The following is a 16508-nucleotide window of genomic DNA, read 5'->3' as shown; positions in this document are numbered from 1 at the left end:
AACTCCCCTTCATTACACCTGTTCTGTTTCCACTGGTCCAGTCCATTGCGACATGCCAGGAACGACATTCCACACATTCGTAAATCCTTTTTCCGCTAACTTTTGTGCCGCTAAATCGCTACGGTTACCTGTACGGCAAACAACGTAAACGGTTTTTTCTTTTTCTAATTCAGTCATGCGAACTTCCAATTCACCAAGCGGAATGGAGATCGCTCCTGGAATATGACCAAATGCATATTCCGCTGGTTCGCGAACATCTAAAATCGTAACGGATGCATCATTCAATTTCGTAAGCAATTCTTCATTGGAAATGACATGAGGAAACTTGGCTTCTTCTTTTGTTTCATTCTCGCTTGCTTTACGAATGTAATGCTTTAAGACATTTCCTTCTTCCACCGTGCCGAGATATTGATGACCGGTGCTTTCTGCCCATGCTTTAATATCTGCTTTCGACCCTTTATCAGTCGCTTGCACTTCAAGCACTTGCCCAGGTGCAAGTTCATTCATAGCCTTTTTTGTTTTGACAATTGGCATCGGGCATGATAACCCTTTGGCATCGATAATCATATTCGTTTGAATCATTCCTATTCCCCCTATTCTACAGGTCCTTCCCATGCTAACATACCGCCTGTCATGTTCGTAACGTTATAGCCATAGCTTTCTAAAAATTGAGTGGCACGTGCGCTTCGTCCACCTGACCGACAGACGATGATGTATTCTTTCTCCTTAGAAAGCTCGTTCATGCGAAATTCCAGTAACCCTAACGGAATATTGACAGCACCAGGAATTTTCCCAGAGGCGACTTCTTCCACCTCCCGAACATCAATGATATTTAATGAATTTCCGTTTTGCAGAAGTTGTTCTACTTCTTTCGCTGTTATTTCTTTCATGTTCTTTCCTCCTATACCCAAGTATTCATGCCGCCAGACACGTTCGTGACGTGCTCGAATCCTAACTTTTTCAATAATTTACTCGCCTTTGTACTGCGCATTCCGCTTTGGCAAATCACAATGACTTCTTTGTTTTTTGCTAGTTCATGAGCTCGCTGCTTCCATTCGTGCAACGGAATATTTCGAAACCCGCGAATATGGTGGGCACGAAATTCCATCGGTGTGCGAACATCGACATATTGTACATCTTTTTTGCCTAATTCCTTTTTTAATTCGCTCGCCGTAATCGTTCGCACCCCTTTAGCGGGAAGAAGACGACTAGCGAGAAACAATGCAACTAATCCGAACAACAATACGTTAATAATCGTTTGTGTCATATCGCTCACCTTAAATAAAGAGGTTTACATTTCCTTCCGAAGCGTCCGCTAAATAAGCAGCGACCCCCGCAAATTCAATGCCATCAATAAGCTCTTCTTGCTTTAGTCCTAAAAGGTCAACCGTCATTTGGCAAGCAACTAATTTGACGCCTTGTTCTTTCGCCATGTCGATCAATTGCGGAAGTGGCATTGCGTTATGCTTTTTCATCACTCGTTTAATGAGTTTGGGGCCGATTCCTGCAAAATGCATGCGCGACAATCCAAGTTTATCTGCGCCGCGCGGCATCATCTTGGCAAACATTTTTTCTAAGAACCCTTTTTGTACAGGCACTTGTTCTTCTTTTCTAAGCGCATTAAGCCCCCAAAACGTATGAAAGATCGTTACTTCATGATCGTATGCTGCCGCACCGTTGGCGATAATATAGGCAGCCATTGCTTTATCATAGTCACCGCTGAATAAAATAATTGTTGTCCTCTTCTTTTCTGTCATCCCTTCGCCCCCTTAACTAATACATGTATAGGTATATAACAAACGAAAAGATTATGCTTTTTCAATCCAAAAAGTAAGCACACCATTTTCCTCTTTCATTTCCACTAATTTGTGTCCACTCACTTTCGCCCATGCGGCTAAATCGTTTTTTGCCCCTTTATCGGTTGTTTGCACTTCTAACACTTGCCCAGAAGCTAGTTCATCGATCGCCTTTTTTGTTTTCACAAGTGGCATTGGGCAAGATACTCCTTTCGCATCTACTCTCTTTACTACGTTCATTTATTGTTTCCTCCTTGTATTTTTTGTTTTTACCATTACCCCTATATGTATATTATTATGCAACAAAAAATTTGTCAACCCTTCTTTTCAAGAGTTGACGATTTTATTTATCGGCTTTTCACGAGTAGTTCCACCGCTTCTTTGACAAGATGTTCTGTCTGTTCCCCTTTTTCGATATTTTCTCTAATACAATGCTCGAGGTTGGAACTAACAATGACAGCCATTGCTCGATCGATTGCATTGCGCGCAGCAGATAGTTGCGCAACGACGCTTTTACAATCTTTTCCTTGTTCCATCATCCCTAAAACACCTTTTACTTGCCCTTCAATTCGCTTCAGGCGGTTTTTGATTTCTTTGCTATATTCCATGTTTCCACCTCTTTTCAAACGTAAAATATTATACGTTTAGTATAGCATTTATACAATAATTATATACCCCTGTCTGTATTTAATCAAGCATTTTTCCGATTGTTTCTATCGGTCTTATTCAAAATAAAAAGCGAGACAGCTTTGCCTCGCTTTCAACTATTTAACAAGCGCCATAATCGCTTCTGGGTCAAACCCAAGTACCCATTGCCCATTAATTTCTGTTTGTGGTACGCCCATATGTCCCGTAGTAGCCACTAATTTTCTCGCGGCAATTGGATCGCGTTGAACGTTTACTTCTGTAAACGGAATGCCTTGTGCCTGCAAAAAGTTTTTTAGCATCACACAATACGGACATGTGGTGGTTGTATATACCGTCACCTTATTCATGTCTATCCCCCATTAGAATGTGAGTGTAATATCCGCATCTTTTGCAAAACTTAAGAAGGTTGCGGCCCCAGCAACGTCTACGCCGTCGACGAACTGGTCTTTTTCAAGTCCCATGACGTCCATCGTCATTTGACAAGCGATCATTTTAACGCCAAGCTCTTGGGCCATTTTCACAAGTTCTTCAATCGATGGAACGTTCGCTTTTTGAAATCCTTCTTGAAAATGTTCTTTTCCTGCTGGCATTGGCAACTGCTTATACGCTTCTTTATGGATGAGATTCAATCCCTCAAACGTAAAGAAAATCGCTACTTCTCCATCTGTTGCCGCTGCCGCTGTGGCAATGTTAAACACTTTATACGCATCAAACAATCCACCATTTGCTGCAATAATCGCTACTTTCATTTCCCACCCCTATCAATGTACATATATAGGTATTTTACCCGTGCAGGTATATAATAAAATCATTACTTTCCATGTCAACACCCTTTCCTTTAGATAAAAAACCACCGCCTAAAAAGCGGTGGTTTACTCGACTTGCTCGTCTTTTAGCCCTGCCCAAAAAGCGGCAACGACTGATAAAGCAACAACAAGAAGTGGTGCATACATGATTAAAAACGTTTGCATGGCGAAATCCCTCCTTACACTTGTCCTTTGACATATTTTTTATCAAATAAAAATAACTTCAATAACAAAAACAACGACGGAACGAGCAAGAACAATCCAGCGATAAACGCAATGACAAGAGCAACAGCCATCGTGCGATTCGTAAAGCTGTCATAAATCGTCAAGTACGGATAAAGCAAATACGGATAATGCGAAATACCGTATGCGTAAAACGCAAACGCATATTGCAACACTAAACTAATAAACGACCAACCAAAATAACGTTTTTTTATAAGCAAGTAAAGCGATAAGACGAAAAAGAGAAACGAAACAACAAACATCCATGATACATCCATCATTTTGGTATAATGTTCCGCATTATGATGTTTTAGTTGATAAATAATGACAAGCGCGGATAAAATGGTCGGTCCACTCCAAACAAGCGCGTATTGTCGCAACAAGTCGCGCGCTCGGTCATCCCCGGCGGCATTCGCATAATACGTTAAAAAGTTCGCCGAAATATATAACACGCTCGTCAAACTTAACAAAACAACGCTCCATGTGAACGGGCTAACGAATAACTGCTTATATAATAACGCCGGCTCTCTACCATCCATCCGCACAAATCCACCTTCTGAAATCGTGAGCACAATCGAAAGTGATGCCGGAATAAACACACCTGTCATTCCATATAGGAACATATACGCTTTATTGTCTTTTATGCCGTACGTACTAAAAGCATAATACGAACCACGAATCGCCAGCAAAATGATGGAAATGCTCGCCGGAACTAATAAAATCGTTCCGTAGTAATAGGCTGTTTTTGGAAAAAAACCGACCATGCCGACGAAGAAAAAAACGAGAAATACGTTTGTCACTTCCCACACTGGCGACAAATACCGTTGAATCACTTGATGAATCACATGCTTTTTGTTTGCTATTTCACTATATGCACTAAAAAAACCAGCGCCAAAATCGATCGATGCAACGATAATATAGCCGAATAAAAACAGCCATAATACAGAAATCCCTACTATTTCTAACGTCATGAGGAAACCCCTCCTTGATTGAACGCACGTTCTTCAAGCTCTCGCTCCACCGGATTGTTGCGAAACATTTTCGTTAACACGACTACACTAGCAATCCCCAACACGATATAAAGAAGCGAGAACACAACAAGCAACGTATCGACATGGGCAGATTTGGTCGCTGCCTCCGCTGTTTTCATATACCCGCGCAAAATCCAAGGCTGTCTTCCCACTTCTGTAAAATACCAACCAATTTCAATCGCGAGCATCGCAAGCGGACCTGACCATACTAACTGCAGCAAAAACGATTTTTTCATCGTAAACGCTAACCCTTTTTTCATGCCCGCCCAATATAAAGCAGCAATAACTGTCAACCAAATTCCGATAAGCACCATCAAATCAAACAAATAGTGAATATATAACGGCGGCTGCTCCTCTTTCGGAATATCATTTAATCCTGTTACTTCAGCGCTTGGCTGATTATGTGCCAAAATGCTAAGGGCGTATGGGATTTTAATGGCGTTTTTCACGTCCTTGTTGTCATCTAGCGTCCCGAACAAGACGAGCGGGGCATGCGTGCTCGTTTCAAAATGCCATTCGGCAGCCGCTAGTTTTTCTGGCTGATATTTTGCTAAAAACTTTCCAGACAAATCCCCAACAACAATCGTAGCAAGCGAGAAAATAAGCGCCGCTTTCATCGTCAAATGAAGTGCTTTTTTATGGTACGGGTGGCGATTCCCTTTGAAAAGATGGTACGCCGCAATCGACGCTAAGACAAACGCTGATGTCATGTACGCTGTCGTTAATACGTGTGCCACTTTTGTCGGCATCGCTGGCGTAAACATCGCGACAAGCGGCTGAATATTCGTAATCACACCGTTTTTCAGTTCAAATCCTTGCGGCGTATTCATGAACGCGTTGACGATCGTAATAAAGAGCGCGGAGGCCGATGAACCGATCGCCACCGGAATCAACAATAAAAAGTGCTTTTTCTGGTCGTTAAAACGATCCCACGTATATAAATAAATACCTAAAAAAATCGCCTCAAAAAAGAACGCGAACGTTTCCATAAATAACGGAAGGCTAATCACTTGCCCTGCCAAATTCATAAAATTTGGCCATAATAGCGAAAGTTGTAGCCCGATCGCTGTACCTGTAACCACCCCGACCGCTACTGTAATGACAAACCCACGCGTCCATCGTCTCGCTAATAAAATGTAATGCTCATCCTTTTTTCGAATTCCTACCCATTGCGCAATTGCAATCATGAGTGGGACGCCAACGCCGATCGTTGCGTAAATAATGTGAAACGTAAGTGTCAACTCTGTCAATATTCGGCTAAACAACACCGGATCATAGGTGAACATCCAAACTCCCTCCTTCACGAAAACAATCTTCCTATCATCGACAGCAACATAATCGAAGCGACGACAAAACTAAGCACCACTAACCGTTTTTCGTGCGTTTTCCACATACTGCAACCCCTTCCTTCTATTTCCATTATACATATAGGGATAAAACTATAGCCCCTTCCCTTTCGCTTTCATTGTGCACAAAATTAATTTGTGATATTTTTCACATGTATATTTAAAAAGTAACGAAAAGCATAGAAACATGCAATGGCAAAACCGTGACGAAATTTTGTCGATTTTATGTCACTGTCCTATAAAAGAACAGTGAAAAAATAGACACCGAACACGGAGAGGACAATCAACATAAGAACGGATAGGAACAAAATGAGAGGTCTAGAAGTACGGAACGTCTGTTCGTTAATTTGTTTTGCTTTTTGAAAATAGCTTATGGTAGAAAAAACAATCGTGCTTACCCCCGCCAGTACGGAAAGCGCTCCAATCCCTTGCACAGCAGCATTGGACAATGAGTGAAACGACGATTTGATATGCAAATTAATGATTAAAAATCCAATACCTGTAATTGCAATTGCTGTCCGAACCCATGCCAAATACGTCCGTTCGTTCGCGAGATGTTGTTGAATATATTTCGAGTCTTCGGTCGTCTGCTTTTGCTTCCCCATTACACATCCTCCTTCCATCAACATCATATCACTTTTCGTTTTCAAAGCGTAAAAATTTATCGCTTCCTATTGACAGAATATTTTCCGTTGTTATAATGTTTAACATATAATGTTAGAAAATCTAACAAACGGGCGGGGTGAAGGAAACATGAAAAAAATTGAGGCGATTATCCGGCCAGAAAAATTAACGGAGACAATTAAAGGGCTAAAGCAAATCGGCGTCACTGGTTTTACGGTATCTCAAGTCGTCGGAAGAGGAAAGCAGAAAGATACGCAAGGAGTGTATCGCGGCAAAAACTATAAAGTCACCTTACATCCAAAAGTCAAGCTCGAAATCATCCTTTCCGACTATATGGTGGAACGGACGATTCAAACGATTGTCGCTGCCGCCCAAACAGGAGAAGAAGGCGATGGAAAAATTTTTGTTTATCCGATTTTAGAGGCTTACAACATTCGCACAGGAACGCTCGATTATGATATTGACGATTTAGCAAACCAACAGGAGGGACGTTCATGATGACGTATGTGAATACCATTTGGGTCGTTCTCGCAGCGGCGATGGTGTTATTTATGGAAGGCGGATTCAGTTTATTGGAAGCAGGGCTCGTCCGGACAAAAAACGCCGTCAACGTGACGATGAAAATTTTTGTCGACTTAACGATCGGAGCGCTTGCGTTTTGGCTCATCGGTTTTGGCATGATGTTCGGAAAAGATGCGTTTGGACTGATCGGCACGAATTTGTTCGGAGCGCCTGAAAATATTTCGCTTTCGCTCAAGCTGCCTAGCGCCGCGTTTGTCCTTTTTCAAATCGGTTTTGCGGTCGCATGCATCTCGATCATTTCTGGCGCTGTGGCAGAGCGCATGAGTTTTAAAGCATATATCATGACCGCTGCGCTCATCTGCACAATCGTCTACCCGTTGTCCGGCCATTGGATTTGGAATAGCGATGGGTGGTTAGCGAAATTAGGAATGAAAGATTTTGCCGGTTCCGCAGCCATTCATGCAGTCGGAGGCTTCGCTGCTTTCGCCATGGCAAAGCTGTTAGGTCCGAGAAAAGGACGGTTTAACTCAGACGGAAGCGTCAACGTCTTTGCCCCAAGTAACATTCCGCTAGCTTCAGCAGGTGCGTTTATTTTATGGTTCGGTTGGTTTGCTTTTAACGCTGGAAGTACGCTAGACGCCGCAAATACGTCGCTTGCTTCGATTGCGCTTAATACGATGTTAGCTGGGGCAAGCGGTGGAACAACCGCGCTCTTTCTAACGATGAAAAAATACGGGAAAGCCGACCCGAGTATGACGATTAACGGCGTGTTGTCAGGTCTTGTCGCCATCACAGCCGGATGCGCGTTCGTTTCCCAATGGAGCGCAATTGTCATTGGGGCGATCAGCGGAATCATCGTCATCTACGCGACATTATTTGTTGATTCGGTTAAAGTGGACGATCCGGTTGGTGCGGTAGCGGTGCACGGTTTCAATGGCGTGTTCGGTACGATTGCTGTCGGGTTGTTTGATACGTCGCAAGGTCTTCTTACGACCGGTCATGTTTCGCTCTTCCTTGTTCAGTTATTAGGAGCAGCGGTTGTCATCGTCTGGGGGATGCTCGGAGGGACGTTAATGGCAAAAGTTTGTGAAAAAACAGTGGGATTCCGCGCAACAGAGCGCGAGGAGGAAGAAGGATTGGATATGGCGTATCATGGTATTCCAGCCTACAACGAACTAGAGCGTTTTACCGATCTTCCTACCGGCTTGTATGACTTTGAAGAAACGACCGGCATTGTCGTTGCTCCAGTCAACAACAAAAAAGCACTTGGATAAAAAGAAAAAAGGGTGCCCTTGCATAAAGGGGCGCCCTTTTTATATATACTTCCGATGCACCGTTTTTCCGTCATACGTAAACAACACCGGTTTATTTTCCACCATCGTTTCCATATGCACTGTACGCCCCCATAGCTGGTAAATGTACGGAAGCACTTTTTCTAAATATTTAATATCGAGTTCAATGCTTTCGTACCAATGTTTTAAATAGAGCTCCCCGTTTCGCATATAATCGCCGTCGTTTACAGTTATATATGGGAATCCCCCATTAACACGCATACTTACTAGCTGGTCACGAACATTTCCCCAGTTTTTATCGACAATTTTATAGTCTTTTCCTTGCTTTTGAAATAAATACATATCTTCGCGCATGACAAGCTCTTTCGTTAAATAATTGCGAAGGAATGAAATATCGGAATCTAATTCACGCACTTCGAAAATTTTCTCTCTTCCTGAACCCGGTTTCACCCCTCTTCGCTTCATCTCTTCTGTCGGATTGTTCCACCGCTCTTCAATGTCTTCAAAAATTTTCAACCCTAAATAATATGGATTAATGCTCGTTCGCGACGGCTGCACAACTCCTGCATTCAGCTTCGCAAACTCAATTGCCTCATCACTCGTTAAGTCCATCTCCCGCAAAATGCGCTGATGCCAATACGACGCCCATCCTTCATTCATGATTTTTGTTTCAAGCTGCGGCCAAAAATAAAGCATCTCTTCACGCATCATCGTCAAAATATCGCGCTGCCAATCTTCGAGTTCACGGCTGTATTCTTCAATGAACAACAGCACGTCTTTTTCCGGCTGCGGCGGGAATTTACGCCGTTTTTTGCGCGGAGGCGGCGCCGTCTTATTTCGTTTGTCAAGCGACCATAAATCGTCATACGGGCTCGGCTTCACTTGCTCTTCTTCTTCATATACTTCTGTATCCTCAAGCGTCCACGATAGCTTCGGTCGTAAAAGCGATGGGTCAATATGTTCTTGAATCGCCAATACGGCATCTAAAAACCTTTCCACTTCCAATTTTCCATACTGATGCTCGTACTGCTTAACCCGTTCCGCTGTCGCTGCCATACTTTCGACCATATCACGCTTTGTATTGCTGAAGCGAACGTTATTTTTAAAAAAATCACTATGTGCCAATACGTGAGCAACGATTAGCTTATTTTGAATAAGCGAATTAGAGTCTAACAAAAAGGCGTAGCACGGGTCAGAGTTAATCACTAGTTCATAAATTTTGCTTAGTCCTAAATCGTAATGAAGCTTCATTTTATAAAACTGTTTGCCGAAACTCCAATGGGAAAAGCGCGTCGGCATTCCGTACGCCCCGAATGTATAAATGATATCCGCCGGACAAATTTCATAACGCATTGGATAAAAATCTAGTCCAAATCCTTCCGCGATTTCCGTAATTTCCGCAATCGCCCGCTCCAACGCCTTTAAATCATCCTGTTTCATTCCCATTCCCCCCTTTACCTCAATGTATGAACAAGAGGGGGATTTGATACGCATCATAGAACGAAAACATACATTTATAAAATTATATACATAACAATAAACCGGCATGAAGAATCGAGTATCCTAATGCTGGTTTGTAAAAAGAGAGCGTGTCATATATGCTTGTTTCGGATGGTTTACTTGCTCTGGATATAGCAGTTCTAACTTTCCTTCCTTAAGCAATCGTGAAATGTACTTTTTGCGAAGAGGATCCATCTGCCGATTCAGTAATTCACTTAATTCTTTGAGCGTTAACGGCCTAATGGCACAAAGATTTAAAATGATTTCATCCATTTCGGAAGGATGTAATCTTTTTTTCTTCCTTGTCAATTCAGAAATATCGAATAGAACTTTTTCACGATCTTTTGTTTGTCCGTTTTCGTTAGGTCCGGAGTTAGCAGCGTTAAGTCCGGAGTTATTAACATTAGGTCCGGAGCTTATCCGATTATATCTGGAGTTCCCTATAGACTTTTGATGAAACATTTCCGTTAGCGTATATTTTGTACCTCTTCCTTGTCCATTTGGTTCTAAATATCCTTTTTCCACAAGTCCGGATAATAATTTGCTTATTTCATCACTCTTTTTATCTGTCAGGCTTTGCAATCTCGTATTAGTCACATAATTTTCTTGATGTGCCGTCACTAAAATTAATACTTCATCATTGGTTAAAAACTTATAATGTTTCCCAAGAACTGCTTTTAGAAAATCGACGCTTTCCTGCGGTAATAATGAAGTTGTTCGCAACGTAAGAATCGTGCGATCCGGCTGAAATTCTTCAATTAATTCTGGGGCAGTCCAATGTTGTTCTTTCCACGCCAAATGAATATTCTCAATCCCCGACCCTGCCCGTTCACCAAGTCCGATTAACATAAACATTTTAAAAATCGTTGGATTTCTCGGATCACTTATTCCACCTTTCAGTGCTTGTTGCAAGGGAATCCGAAGAACACCCGGGTTGGAAAATCGAAATAACATCTTTTCCTTTTCGATAACAATTCCGCGTTGCCCGTAGTAATCGGCATGAGCCAACGTATTGACTAAAGCCTCACGAAGAGCAGCGTGCACCCTTGTATCATCCTTGCGAAAAATCCCCTCCATTTGAAAAGGAATGTTTAAATCATCCGTTAGTCTGCGGATCACTTTAAAATAAAAATCATACAAATTCCCCGACCAAGTGCCGTCGGAAGAAATAATCCGATCTGTCCATCTCTCCCCCGGCACATCCGAACTCTTTTCCCGATATTCTAAGAAATACTGCGGTAAATACTCTGTAATGCTGCGCTCTTCCCCAAACATGAGCAACCCAGCTAATGTTAGCCCTTCCTCGTTGGTTTCGCGTAGCCTTCCCAAAGCTCCAATTTTATATAAAAATTCCTTCAGTTCTAAACCATTCCAAGGATGATCTGGTTTCAAAGAAGAAAAGCGATTTCGATAACTTCTCACCGATTCCATATTCAAATCATTTAAACCGTAATTGGGAAGAACTTTGCTGTCTTGAGGAATTGGAGATTGGTCCGCTATCATTCGCTGTACTTCTTCTTTTGTACATTTATAGTCTCCTTCATAATTGCGGCGATATGTACCTGTAAAAGGATTATGACCAATATAAATTGGCTTGTCCTCACGTGAAGCTCTTGGAACATAAATTTTCACGATTTCTTTTCCGTCAACTTGAACAATTTCTACATTTCGATCCACTAAGATATTTTTACTAATCCTTTGTGGATTATTAATTCCATCCCAAAAGTCTTTGACTAACTTTTTTGCATCAACATCGACTGGGAAAAACTCTTGTCCTTTTTGCTCGACCCCAAGCAAAATAATACCGCCATTTGTATTTGCAAAAGCAGAATACGTTTCCCAAACATCTTTCGGTAACCCGCCTTTGGCTGCTTTACATTCCAATTCAGCATTTTCTCCATCGTCTATAATACGCAACAAATCCTTCGGGTCCATTCCGCCATATATCCCCTTTAAATTTCTAATATTTACTACAAATTATTTGACAACGAAAAGAAACAATCCTTTTAACATTCAACAAATTATACAATTTTCCATTTGTCAAAGAAATTTATGATTCACTAAGACAAAAATGTATTACAAACGTTATTTTAGCATGATCACTAAACATTATCGAACCATACAGCAAACCATTAATCAAATGAGCAATAAGTGACATGCTCCCACCACCTACGCTTCGCTTAGAGGTGGAGACTTCTCAGGTAATCCCATCTCATGACGGGAAGTTGACTGAGCGATCCCCGTGTGTCCCACGGTTCGAGGACAAGTTAGGCTATCGCTAATCGTTTCATGCCCTCATGTTTGATATTGATTGCCGCATTGACGTCCCTGTCGCTCTCGAATCCACATTCACAGCGGAATGTACGCTCAGAAAGCGATAAAGATTCCTTTACTTGACCGCAACATGAACAAGTTTTAGATGACGGAAACCACTTATCTATTTTGATAAGCTTTTTCCCTTGCTCCTCTAACTTGTATTGGAGAAATGTCGTGAACATCCCCCAGCCGTTGTCATGAACGCTCTTGCCGAAATTCAGGACTTGCGACATCCCTTTCATGTTGAGGTCTTCGATGACCACGCAATCATAAAGTTTCGCTAATTGGTGCGACTCCTTATGCAGAAAGTCTTTTCGTTGGTTCGCCATTTTTTCATGTAGCTTTGCAATTTTCAGACGCTGTTTATGCCAACGATTAGACCCTTTCTTTCGGCGTGATAATATCCGTTGTTCTTTCGCTAATTTTTCCAATGCTTGCCGATAGAAACGAGGATAATTGGCTCTCTTACCCTCGCTATCGACATACAGCGTATTCATGGAAAAATCAAGCCCAACAACCGTTTGTATTTCTTTTGGTACAGGTTGATGTTCGTACTCTGTAAGAATAGAAACATAGTATTTTCCTGTTTTTGTTTTCGTGATCGTACAAGCCTTGATGATATGGTGGGCAGGAATCTCCCGATGTTGCTTGAACTTGACCCATTTCCGTTTGGGTAACTTGATATAGCCATCTGAAAGTTGAATATTGCCATTGACCACATTTGTGGTGTACGACTGTTTCGCCTTGCGGTTTTTGAACTTTGGAAATCCAGCACGACCCGAAAAGAAATTTTGAAACGCTTTCTGCAAATTCAATTGGGCGTTTGCCAGCGCAAGGCTATCCACTTCTTTAAGCCAAGGAAACTCCTTTTTGTACTTGGCAGGGGTCGGAAATGTTTGTTTTTTCAAAGCTTCTTTGTCGTCTTTGAACTTTTCATAAATTTGTATGCGTTCTTCAAGCATTTTGTTATAAACGAAACGGACACAACCGAAGGTTTTGGCAAGCAGCTGTTCTTGTTCTTTTGTTGGGTACAAGCGGAACTGATAGGCTTTGTTTACCATATCGACACCACATCACTTCATCCCTTGATTTTCTATATATTTTTTTATTACTTTAAGGGGGGCACCGCCCGTTGTAAGCAGGCAAAAACTTCTTGACCAAAAATATTCTTTCCACAGTTTTCTTTTCACTTGCGGAAAATGCTTTTTAATCAGTCGAGAACTTGCACTTTTATAGGCATTGATGAACTTTGATAGTTCACTATTCGGATGTGCTTTGAACAAAATATGCACATGGTCCATATCGTGATTCCATTCGACCAAGGAAATATTGTAATTTTTCCCCAATCTCACAAACATATCTTTTGCATAGTCAGATATGGTATCATCAATCACTTGTCTGCGATATTTTACCACCAGAACAAGATGATAATACAACAGGAATACTGAATGGTTATTATTGTCTAATTTCATTTATACAACAGTCTTTCATTTTTCTAAGACTGATTATATCATAACACAAAAAAAGAAACAACTCATACCTACGCCTCACCGAAATTCATCTCCCACTTTCACTTCGTTTAGAAGTGGGAGACTTCTTTCGGAAAGATGTTAAAAATTGCAACATCAAACAAATAAAAAAATCACTTTCGTATACAAGTGATTCCACATTTACATATTTGAAGCTCCTTTGCGAAACGAAGCTCAGCCCTCATTCATGATTTTTGTTTCAAGCTGTGGCCAAAAATACAACATTTCTTCGCGCATCATTGTCATAATGTCCCGCTGCCAGTCGTCCAGTTCACGGCTATACTCCTCAATAAACAAAAGTACATCTTTTTCCGGCTGCGGCGGTAATTTACGCCGTTTTTTGCGCGGAGGCGGCGCCGTCTTATTTCGTTTGTCAAGCGACCATAAATCGTCATACGGGCTCGGCTTCACTTGCTCTTCTTCATATACTTCTGTATCCTCAAGCGTCCACGATAGCTTCGGCCGCAAAAGCGACGGGTCAATATGTTCCTGAATCGCCAACACCGCGTCTAAAAATTTCTCTACTTCCAATTTTCCATAGTGATGCTCATACTGTTTAATCCGTTCCGCTGTCGCAGCCATGCTTTCAACCATATCGCGTTTCGTGTTGCTGAAGCGAATATTGTTTTTGAAAAAGTCGCTATGGGCCAATACGTGGGCGACAATCAGCTTATTTTGAATCAAAGAATTGGAATCGAGCAAAAAGGCATAACATGGATCGGAATTAATGACTAATTCATAAATTTTACTAAGTCCTAAATCGTAATGAAGCTTCATTTTATAAAACTGTTTGCCGAAACTCCAATGGGAAAAGCGCGTCGGCATTCCGTACGCCCCGAATGTATAAATGATATCCGCCGGACAAATTTCATAACGCATTGGATAAAAATCTAGTCCAAATCCTTCCGCGATTTCCGTAATTTCCGCAATCGCCCGCTCCAACGCCTTTAAATCATCCTGTTTCATTCCCATTCCCCCCCCTTTACCTCAATGTATGAACAAGAGGGGGATTTGATACATAAGAAAAACACCACAAAAATGTGGTGTTTAATGTTCTTGCAGGCTCGAAACTGCTACTCGTTGCTTGTTATTTGGCGCATGTAACGGATGAATTAAAGCGGTGCCGTTTTGTTCATCCACTTGTTCAATATAAATGCGCTCCCCATTGTACGTCACATTCGCCATGACTGGTGACGCTGCTATTTCTTGTGCGCGTTTTGCGTTCATCAGCAACTCCTCCTTTTTCGTTAATCACAATTATAATATTTGTTGTCCATCGCTAAACTATACGTATGTCCTACAATGAAACATGCCATCCTAAAAAGGGAGGTGAACGTCTTGACACAATCCAAACGGCAAAAAGAGCGACAATGGAAGGTGCGCAAACAGTCACAAAATCCACCGCACGAAAAAGCAAAGTCATTTGAACAGTTAGACAAAGAAGGCAAATAACGATTATCTCCCGCTTGCCGTTCATCGGAGCGGGTTTTTTACAGCACCGCTTCCTTTGCATCGCTCCGTCGTTTATAATAAATAACGATGAACAAGTAAAGTGCGGTGATTGAATGGAACAACATTTGCATCATTTTATTGAACACTTTGGCTATATCGGTATTATGATTGCCTTAGCCGGAGGAATTATCGGTCTTCCTGTGCCCGATGAAGTGTTATTGACATATGTTGGATACAATGTTTCAACCGGTATGATGTCCTATCCCTTCACTTTAACATGCAGTTTCGTTGGGGCGTTATTAGGCATTACGATTAGCTATTATTTAGGTATCCGGTTAGGCTCTCCTTTTTTGCATAAATTCGGGCCAAAACTGCATATTACCGAAAAACGAATCGAGCAAGCAAAAACGCTTTTTACAAAAATGGGACCGTTCGTCTTATTCATCGGTTATTTTATCCCGGGCATCCGCCACGTCTCCGCCTTTCTTGCGGGAATTAACGAGTACCGCTTTAAAAAATTTGCCATCTTTGCCTACACTGGCGCCTTTTTTTGGGTTTTTACATTCATCACATTGGGAAGGACATTAGGGAGGGATTGGAAAATGGTAAAACAATACGCAGAGCATTACAGCAGTTACCTAATCCCACTTGTCGTCGCTATCATCATCTTCTTTTTTTATTTAAAAAATAGAAAAGCCTTTCCTAATAAATAAGCACCGTTTTCTAGAAAACGGTGCTCGCTTCTTTTAAGAGGGCAATTCTGTTTTTTGATATGTTTCCGTCAAAATGCCCATAAACGTACCGAATCCGAACATCACCATGGAAGCGCCCATAATCCCTAAACTAACAATCGTTAAGAAAAAGTCTTGGTTGTAAGCGCTTGCGATAAAACTTAACAAAAATAACGCAAACCCGACAATCAATCCAACAGACGCCATCATTTTGCACATTTTTGTAATTTCTTTTCCATCATTTCTCATTATCATCATCCCCTTTCTTTAAAGATAATATTTTTGTCACAAAATTGCAATATTTTCATTCGCACATTTTCTTTATTTTCAGTTATAATTTATTTTTTGGTTCATTACGAAACATTTACAGAGCAAAAAATAAATTTCTCGTCACACACTAGTAGTAGCTCCTCAACGAAGGAGGCAAGCATATGAACACAATCGATTATGATAAAGCATTATATTACACGCACCGCTCAGAATGGGACAATCTGCTCATTTTAATGGTTCGCACGGAAGATGATTTGCTTTCGAAAAAAATCGAACATTTTCTGCACGCCTATAACTTTGAACACGACTATTCTGTCATTCAAAAGCGGCTGACTGCTCTGTTGCGCTACATCGACCATGCGTTAGAAACAAACGAACAAAACGAAGCAACAAAACAGTATACTTATTATTAACAAAAGGAAG

At 41.4% G+C, this 16508-nt stretch carries 23 protein-coding genes and 1 pseudogene; 5 read left to right on the top strand and 19 right to left on the bottom strand.

Annotation, left to right across the window (positions count from 1 at the left end):
- Positions 1–12 precede the first annotated feature (12 nt).
- The 12 genes from GFC30_RS04865 to GFC30_RS04815 all read right to left on the bottom strand — a co-directional run bounded on the left by GFC30_RS04865 (position 13) and on the right by GFC30_RS04815 (position 6454).
- A complete protein-coding gene (locus GFC30_RS04865) occupies positions 13–582 on the bottom strand; it encodes a sulfurtransferase TusA family protein (protein WP_066323135.1) in 570 nt (189 codons plus the stop codon).
- An 11-nt stretch (positions 583–593) separates the two neighbouring features.
- The gene (locus tag GFC30_RS04860) at positions 594–890 is read right to left on the bottom strand and encodes a rhodanese-like domain-containing protein (RefSeq protein ID WP_066323134.1); all 297 of its coding nucleotides are present in this window, start codon (positions 888–890) and stop codon (positions 594–596) included.
- 11 nt (positions 891–901) lie between these two features.
- Positions 902–1267: a rhodanese-like domain-containing protein gene (locus GFC30_RS04855; RefSeq protein ID WP_066323133.1), complete on the bottom strand. Its 366-nt coding sequence runs from the start codon at positions 1265–1267 to the stop codon at positions 902–904.
- Between the two features lie 10 nt (positions 1268–1277).
- Positions 1278–1757, bottom strand: a complete 480-nt coding sequence (locus GFC30_RS04850) for a DsrE/DsrF/DrsH-like family protein (RefSeq protein WP_066323132.1) — start codon at positions 1755–1757, stop codon at positions 1278–1280.
- A gap of 51 nt (positions 1758–1808) precedes the next feature.
- Positions 1809–2036 (bottom strand): sulfurtransferase TusA family protein, encoded by a 228-nt coding sequence (locus GFC30_RS04845; RefSeq protein ID WP_066323131.1) that lies wholly within the window; start codon positions 2034–2036, stop codon positions 1809–1811.
- A 107-nt stretch (positions 2037–2143) separates the two neighbouring features.
- Positions 2144–2404 carry a metal-sensitive transcriptional regulator gene (locus GFC30_RS04840; RefSeq protein ID WP_066323130.1) on the bottom strand — a complete coding sequence of 87 codons (261 nt, stop codon included), beginning with the start codon at positions 2402–2404 and terminating at the stop codon, positions 2144–2146.
- Positions 2405–2560: 156 nt separating this feature from the next.
- Entirely contained in the window at positions 2561–2791 is a 231-nt protein-coding gene (locus GFC30_RS04835; RefSeq protein ID WP_066323129.1) for a glutaredoxin family protein, read from the bottom strand.
- A 12-nt stretch (positions 2792–2803) separates the two neighbouring features.
- Positions 2804–3193: a DsrE/DsrF/DrsH-like family protein gene (locus GFC30_RS04830; RefSeq protein ID WP_066323128.1), complete on the bottom strand. Its 390-nt coding sequence runs from the start codon at positions 3191–3193 to the stop codon at positions 2804–2806.
- 123 nt (positions 3194–3316) lie between these two features.
- A complete protein-coding gene (cydS, locus tag GFC30_RS17775) occupies positions 3317–3415 on the bottom strand; it encodes a cytochrome bd oxidase small subunit CydS family protein (protein WP_373286633.1) in 99 nt (32 codons plus the stop codon).
- A gap of 14 nt (positions 3416–3429) precedes the next feature.
- Positions 3430–4443, bottom strand: coding sequence for a cytochrome d ubiquinol oxidase subunit II (locus tag GFC30_RS04825; protein ID WP_066323127.1), 1014 nt, complete (start codon positions 4441–4443; stop codon positions 3430–3432).
- Positions 4440–5789, bottom strand: a complete 1350-nt coding sequence (locus GFC30_RS04820; RefSeq protein WP_066323126.1) for a cytochrome ubiquinol oxidase subunit I — start codon at positions 5787–5789, stop codon at positions 4440–4442. Before GFC30_RS04820 ends, GFC30_RS04825 begins: the two co-directional genes overlap by 4 nt.
- A gap of 296 nt (positions 5790–6085) precedes the next feature.
- Positions 6086–6454 (bottom strand): YidH family protein, encoded by a 369-nt coding sequence (locus tag GFC30_RS04815; protein WP_066323125.1) that lies wholly within the window; start codon positions 6452–6454, stop codon positions 6086–6088.
- Positions 6455–6602: 148 nt separating this feature from the next.
- Between GFC30_RS04815 and GFC30_RS04810 the strand changes: the two genes are divergently transcribed.
- Together GFC30_RS04810 and GFC30_RS04805 are read left to right on the top strand one after the other, a co-directional pair.
- The gene (locus GFC30_RS04810; protein ID WP_066323124.1) at positions 6603–6971 is read left to right on the top strand and encodes a P-II family nitrogen regulator; all 369 of its coding nucleotides are present in this window, start codon (positions 6603–6605) and stop codon (positions 6969–6971) included.
- Positions 6968–8269, top strand: a complete 1302-nt coding sequence (locus GFC30_RS04805) for an ammonium transporter (RefSeq protein ID WP_066323123.1) — start codon at positions 6968–6970, stop codon at positions 8267–8269. The genes GFC30_RS04810 and GFC30_RS04805 overlap by 4 nt, the downstream gene beginning before the upstream one ends.
- Before the next feature lie 39 nt (positions 8270–8308).
- Here GFC30_RS04805 and GFC30_RS04800 read toward each other — a convergent pair whose 3' ends face one another.
- The 6 genes and pseudogenes from GFC30_RS04800 to GFC30_RS04775 all read right to left on the bottom strand — a co-directional run bounded on the left by GFC30_RS04800 (position 8309) and on the right by GFC30_RS04775 (position 14859).
- Positions 8309–9727 (bottom strand): SpoVR family protein, encoded by a 1419-nt coding sequence (locus GFC30_RS04800; RefSeq protein ID WP_066323122.1) that lies wholly within the window; start codon positions 9725–9727, stop codon positions 8309–8311.
- 123 nt (positions 9728–9850) lie between these two features.
- A complete protein-coding gene (locus tag GFC30_RS04795; RefSeq protein WP_066323121.1) occupies positions 9851–11722 on the bottom strand; it encodes an RNA-binding domain-containing protein in 1872 nt (623 codons plus the stop codon).
- Positions 11723–12054: 332 nt separating this feature from the next.
- Entirely contained in the window at positions 12055–13164 is a 1110-nt protein-coding gene (locus GFC30_RS04790; protein ID WP_066323120.1) for an RNA-guided endonuclease InsQ/TnpB family protein, read from the bottom strand.
- A gap of 12 nt (positions 13165–13176) precedes the next feature.
- A complete protein-coding gene (gene tnpA, locus GFC30_RS04785) occupies positions 13177–13575 on the bottom strand; it encodes an IS200/IS605 family transposase (protein ID WP_066323119.1) in 399 nt (132 codons plus the stop codon).
- Between the two features lie 234 nt (positions 13576–13809).
- Positions 13810–14598: pseudogene (locus GFC30_RS04780) on the bottom strand (SpoVR family protein); the annotation flags it as partial.
- Positions 14599–14679: 81 nt separating this feature from the next.
- Positions 14680–14859, bottom strand: coding sequence for a small acid-soluble spore protein H (locus GFC30_RS04775; RefSeq protein WP_066323118.1), 180 nt, complete (start codon positions 14857–14859; stop codon positions 14680–14682).
- A gap of 111 nt (positions 14860–14970) precedes the next feature.
- On the opposite strand from GFC30_RS04775, the gene GFC30_RS17455 reads away from it, so the two are divergent.
- Together GFC30_RS17455 and GFC30_RS04770 are read left to right on the top strand one after the other, a co-directional pair.
- On the top strand, positions 14971–15084 hold the full coding sequence (locus tag GFC30_RS17455) for a DUF6254 family protein (RefSeq protein WP_238583544.1): 114 nt from the start codon (positions 14971–14973) through the stop codon (positions 15082–15084).
- A 113-nt stretch (positions 15085–15197) separates the two neighbouring features.
- The gene (locus GFC30_RS04770; protein ID WP_066323117.1) at positions 15198–15797 is read left to right on the top strand and encodes a DedA family protein; all 600 of its coding nucleotides are present in this window, start codon (positions 15198–15200) and stop codon (positions 15795–15797) included.
- Between the two features lie 33 nt (positions 15798–15830).
- Here GFC30_RS04770 and GFC30_RS04765 read toward each other — a convergent pair whose 3' ends face one another.
- A complete protein-coding gene (locus tag GFC30_RS04765; protein WP_066323116.1) occupies positions 15831–16073 on the bottom strand; it encodes an MFS transporter in 243 nt (80 codons plus the stop codon).
- 173 nt (positions 16074–16246) lie between these two features.
- On the opposite strand from GFC30_RS04765, the gene GFC30_RS04760 reads away from it, so the two are divergent.
- Positions 16247–16498, top strand: coding sequence for a YhdB family protein (locus GFC30_RS04760; protein WP_066323115.1), 252 nt, complete (start codon positions 16247–16249; stop codon positions 16496–16498).
- The last annotated feature ends 10 nt before the right edge of the window (positions 16499–16508 follow it).

Origin of the sequence: Anoxybacillus amylolyticus (genome assembly GCF_001634285.1) — a bacterium.
In the GTDB taxonomy this organism is placed as follows: domain Bacteria; phylum Bacillota; class Bacilli; order Bacillales; family Anoxybacillaceae; genus Anoxybacteroides; species Anoxybacteroides amylolyticum.
The sequence above is the reverse complement of the archived record's forward strand: the minus strand, read 5'-3'. Positions and strand labels throughout refer to the sequence as shown.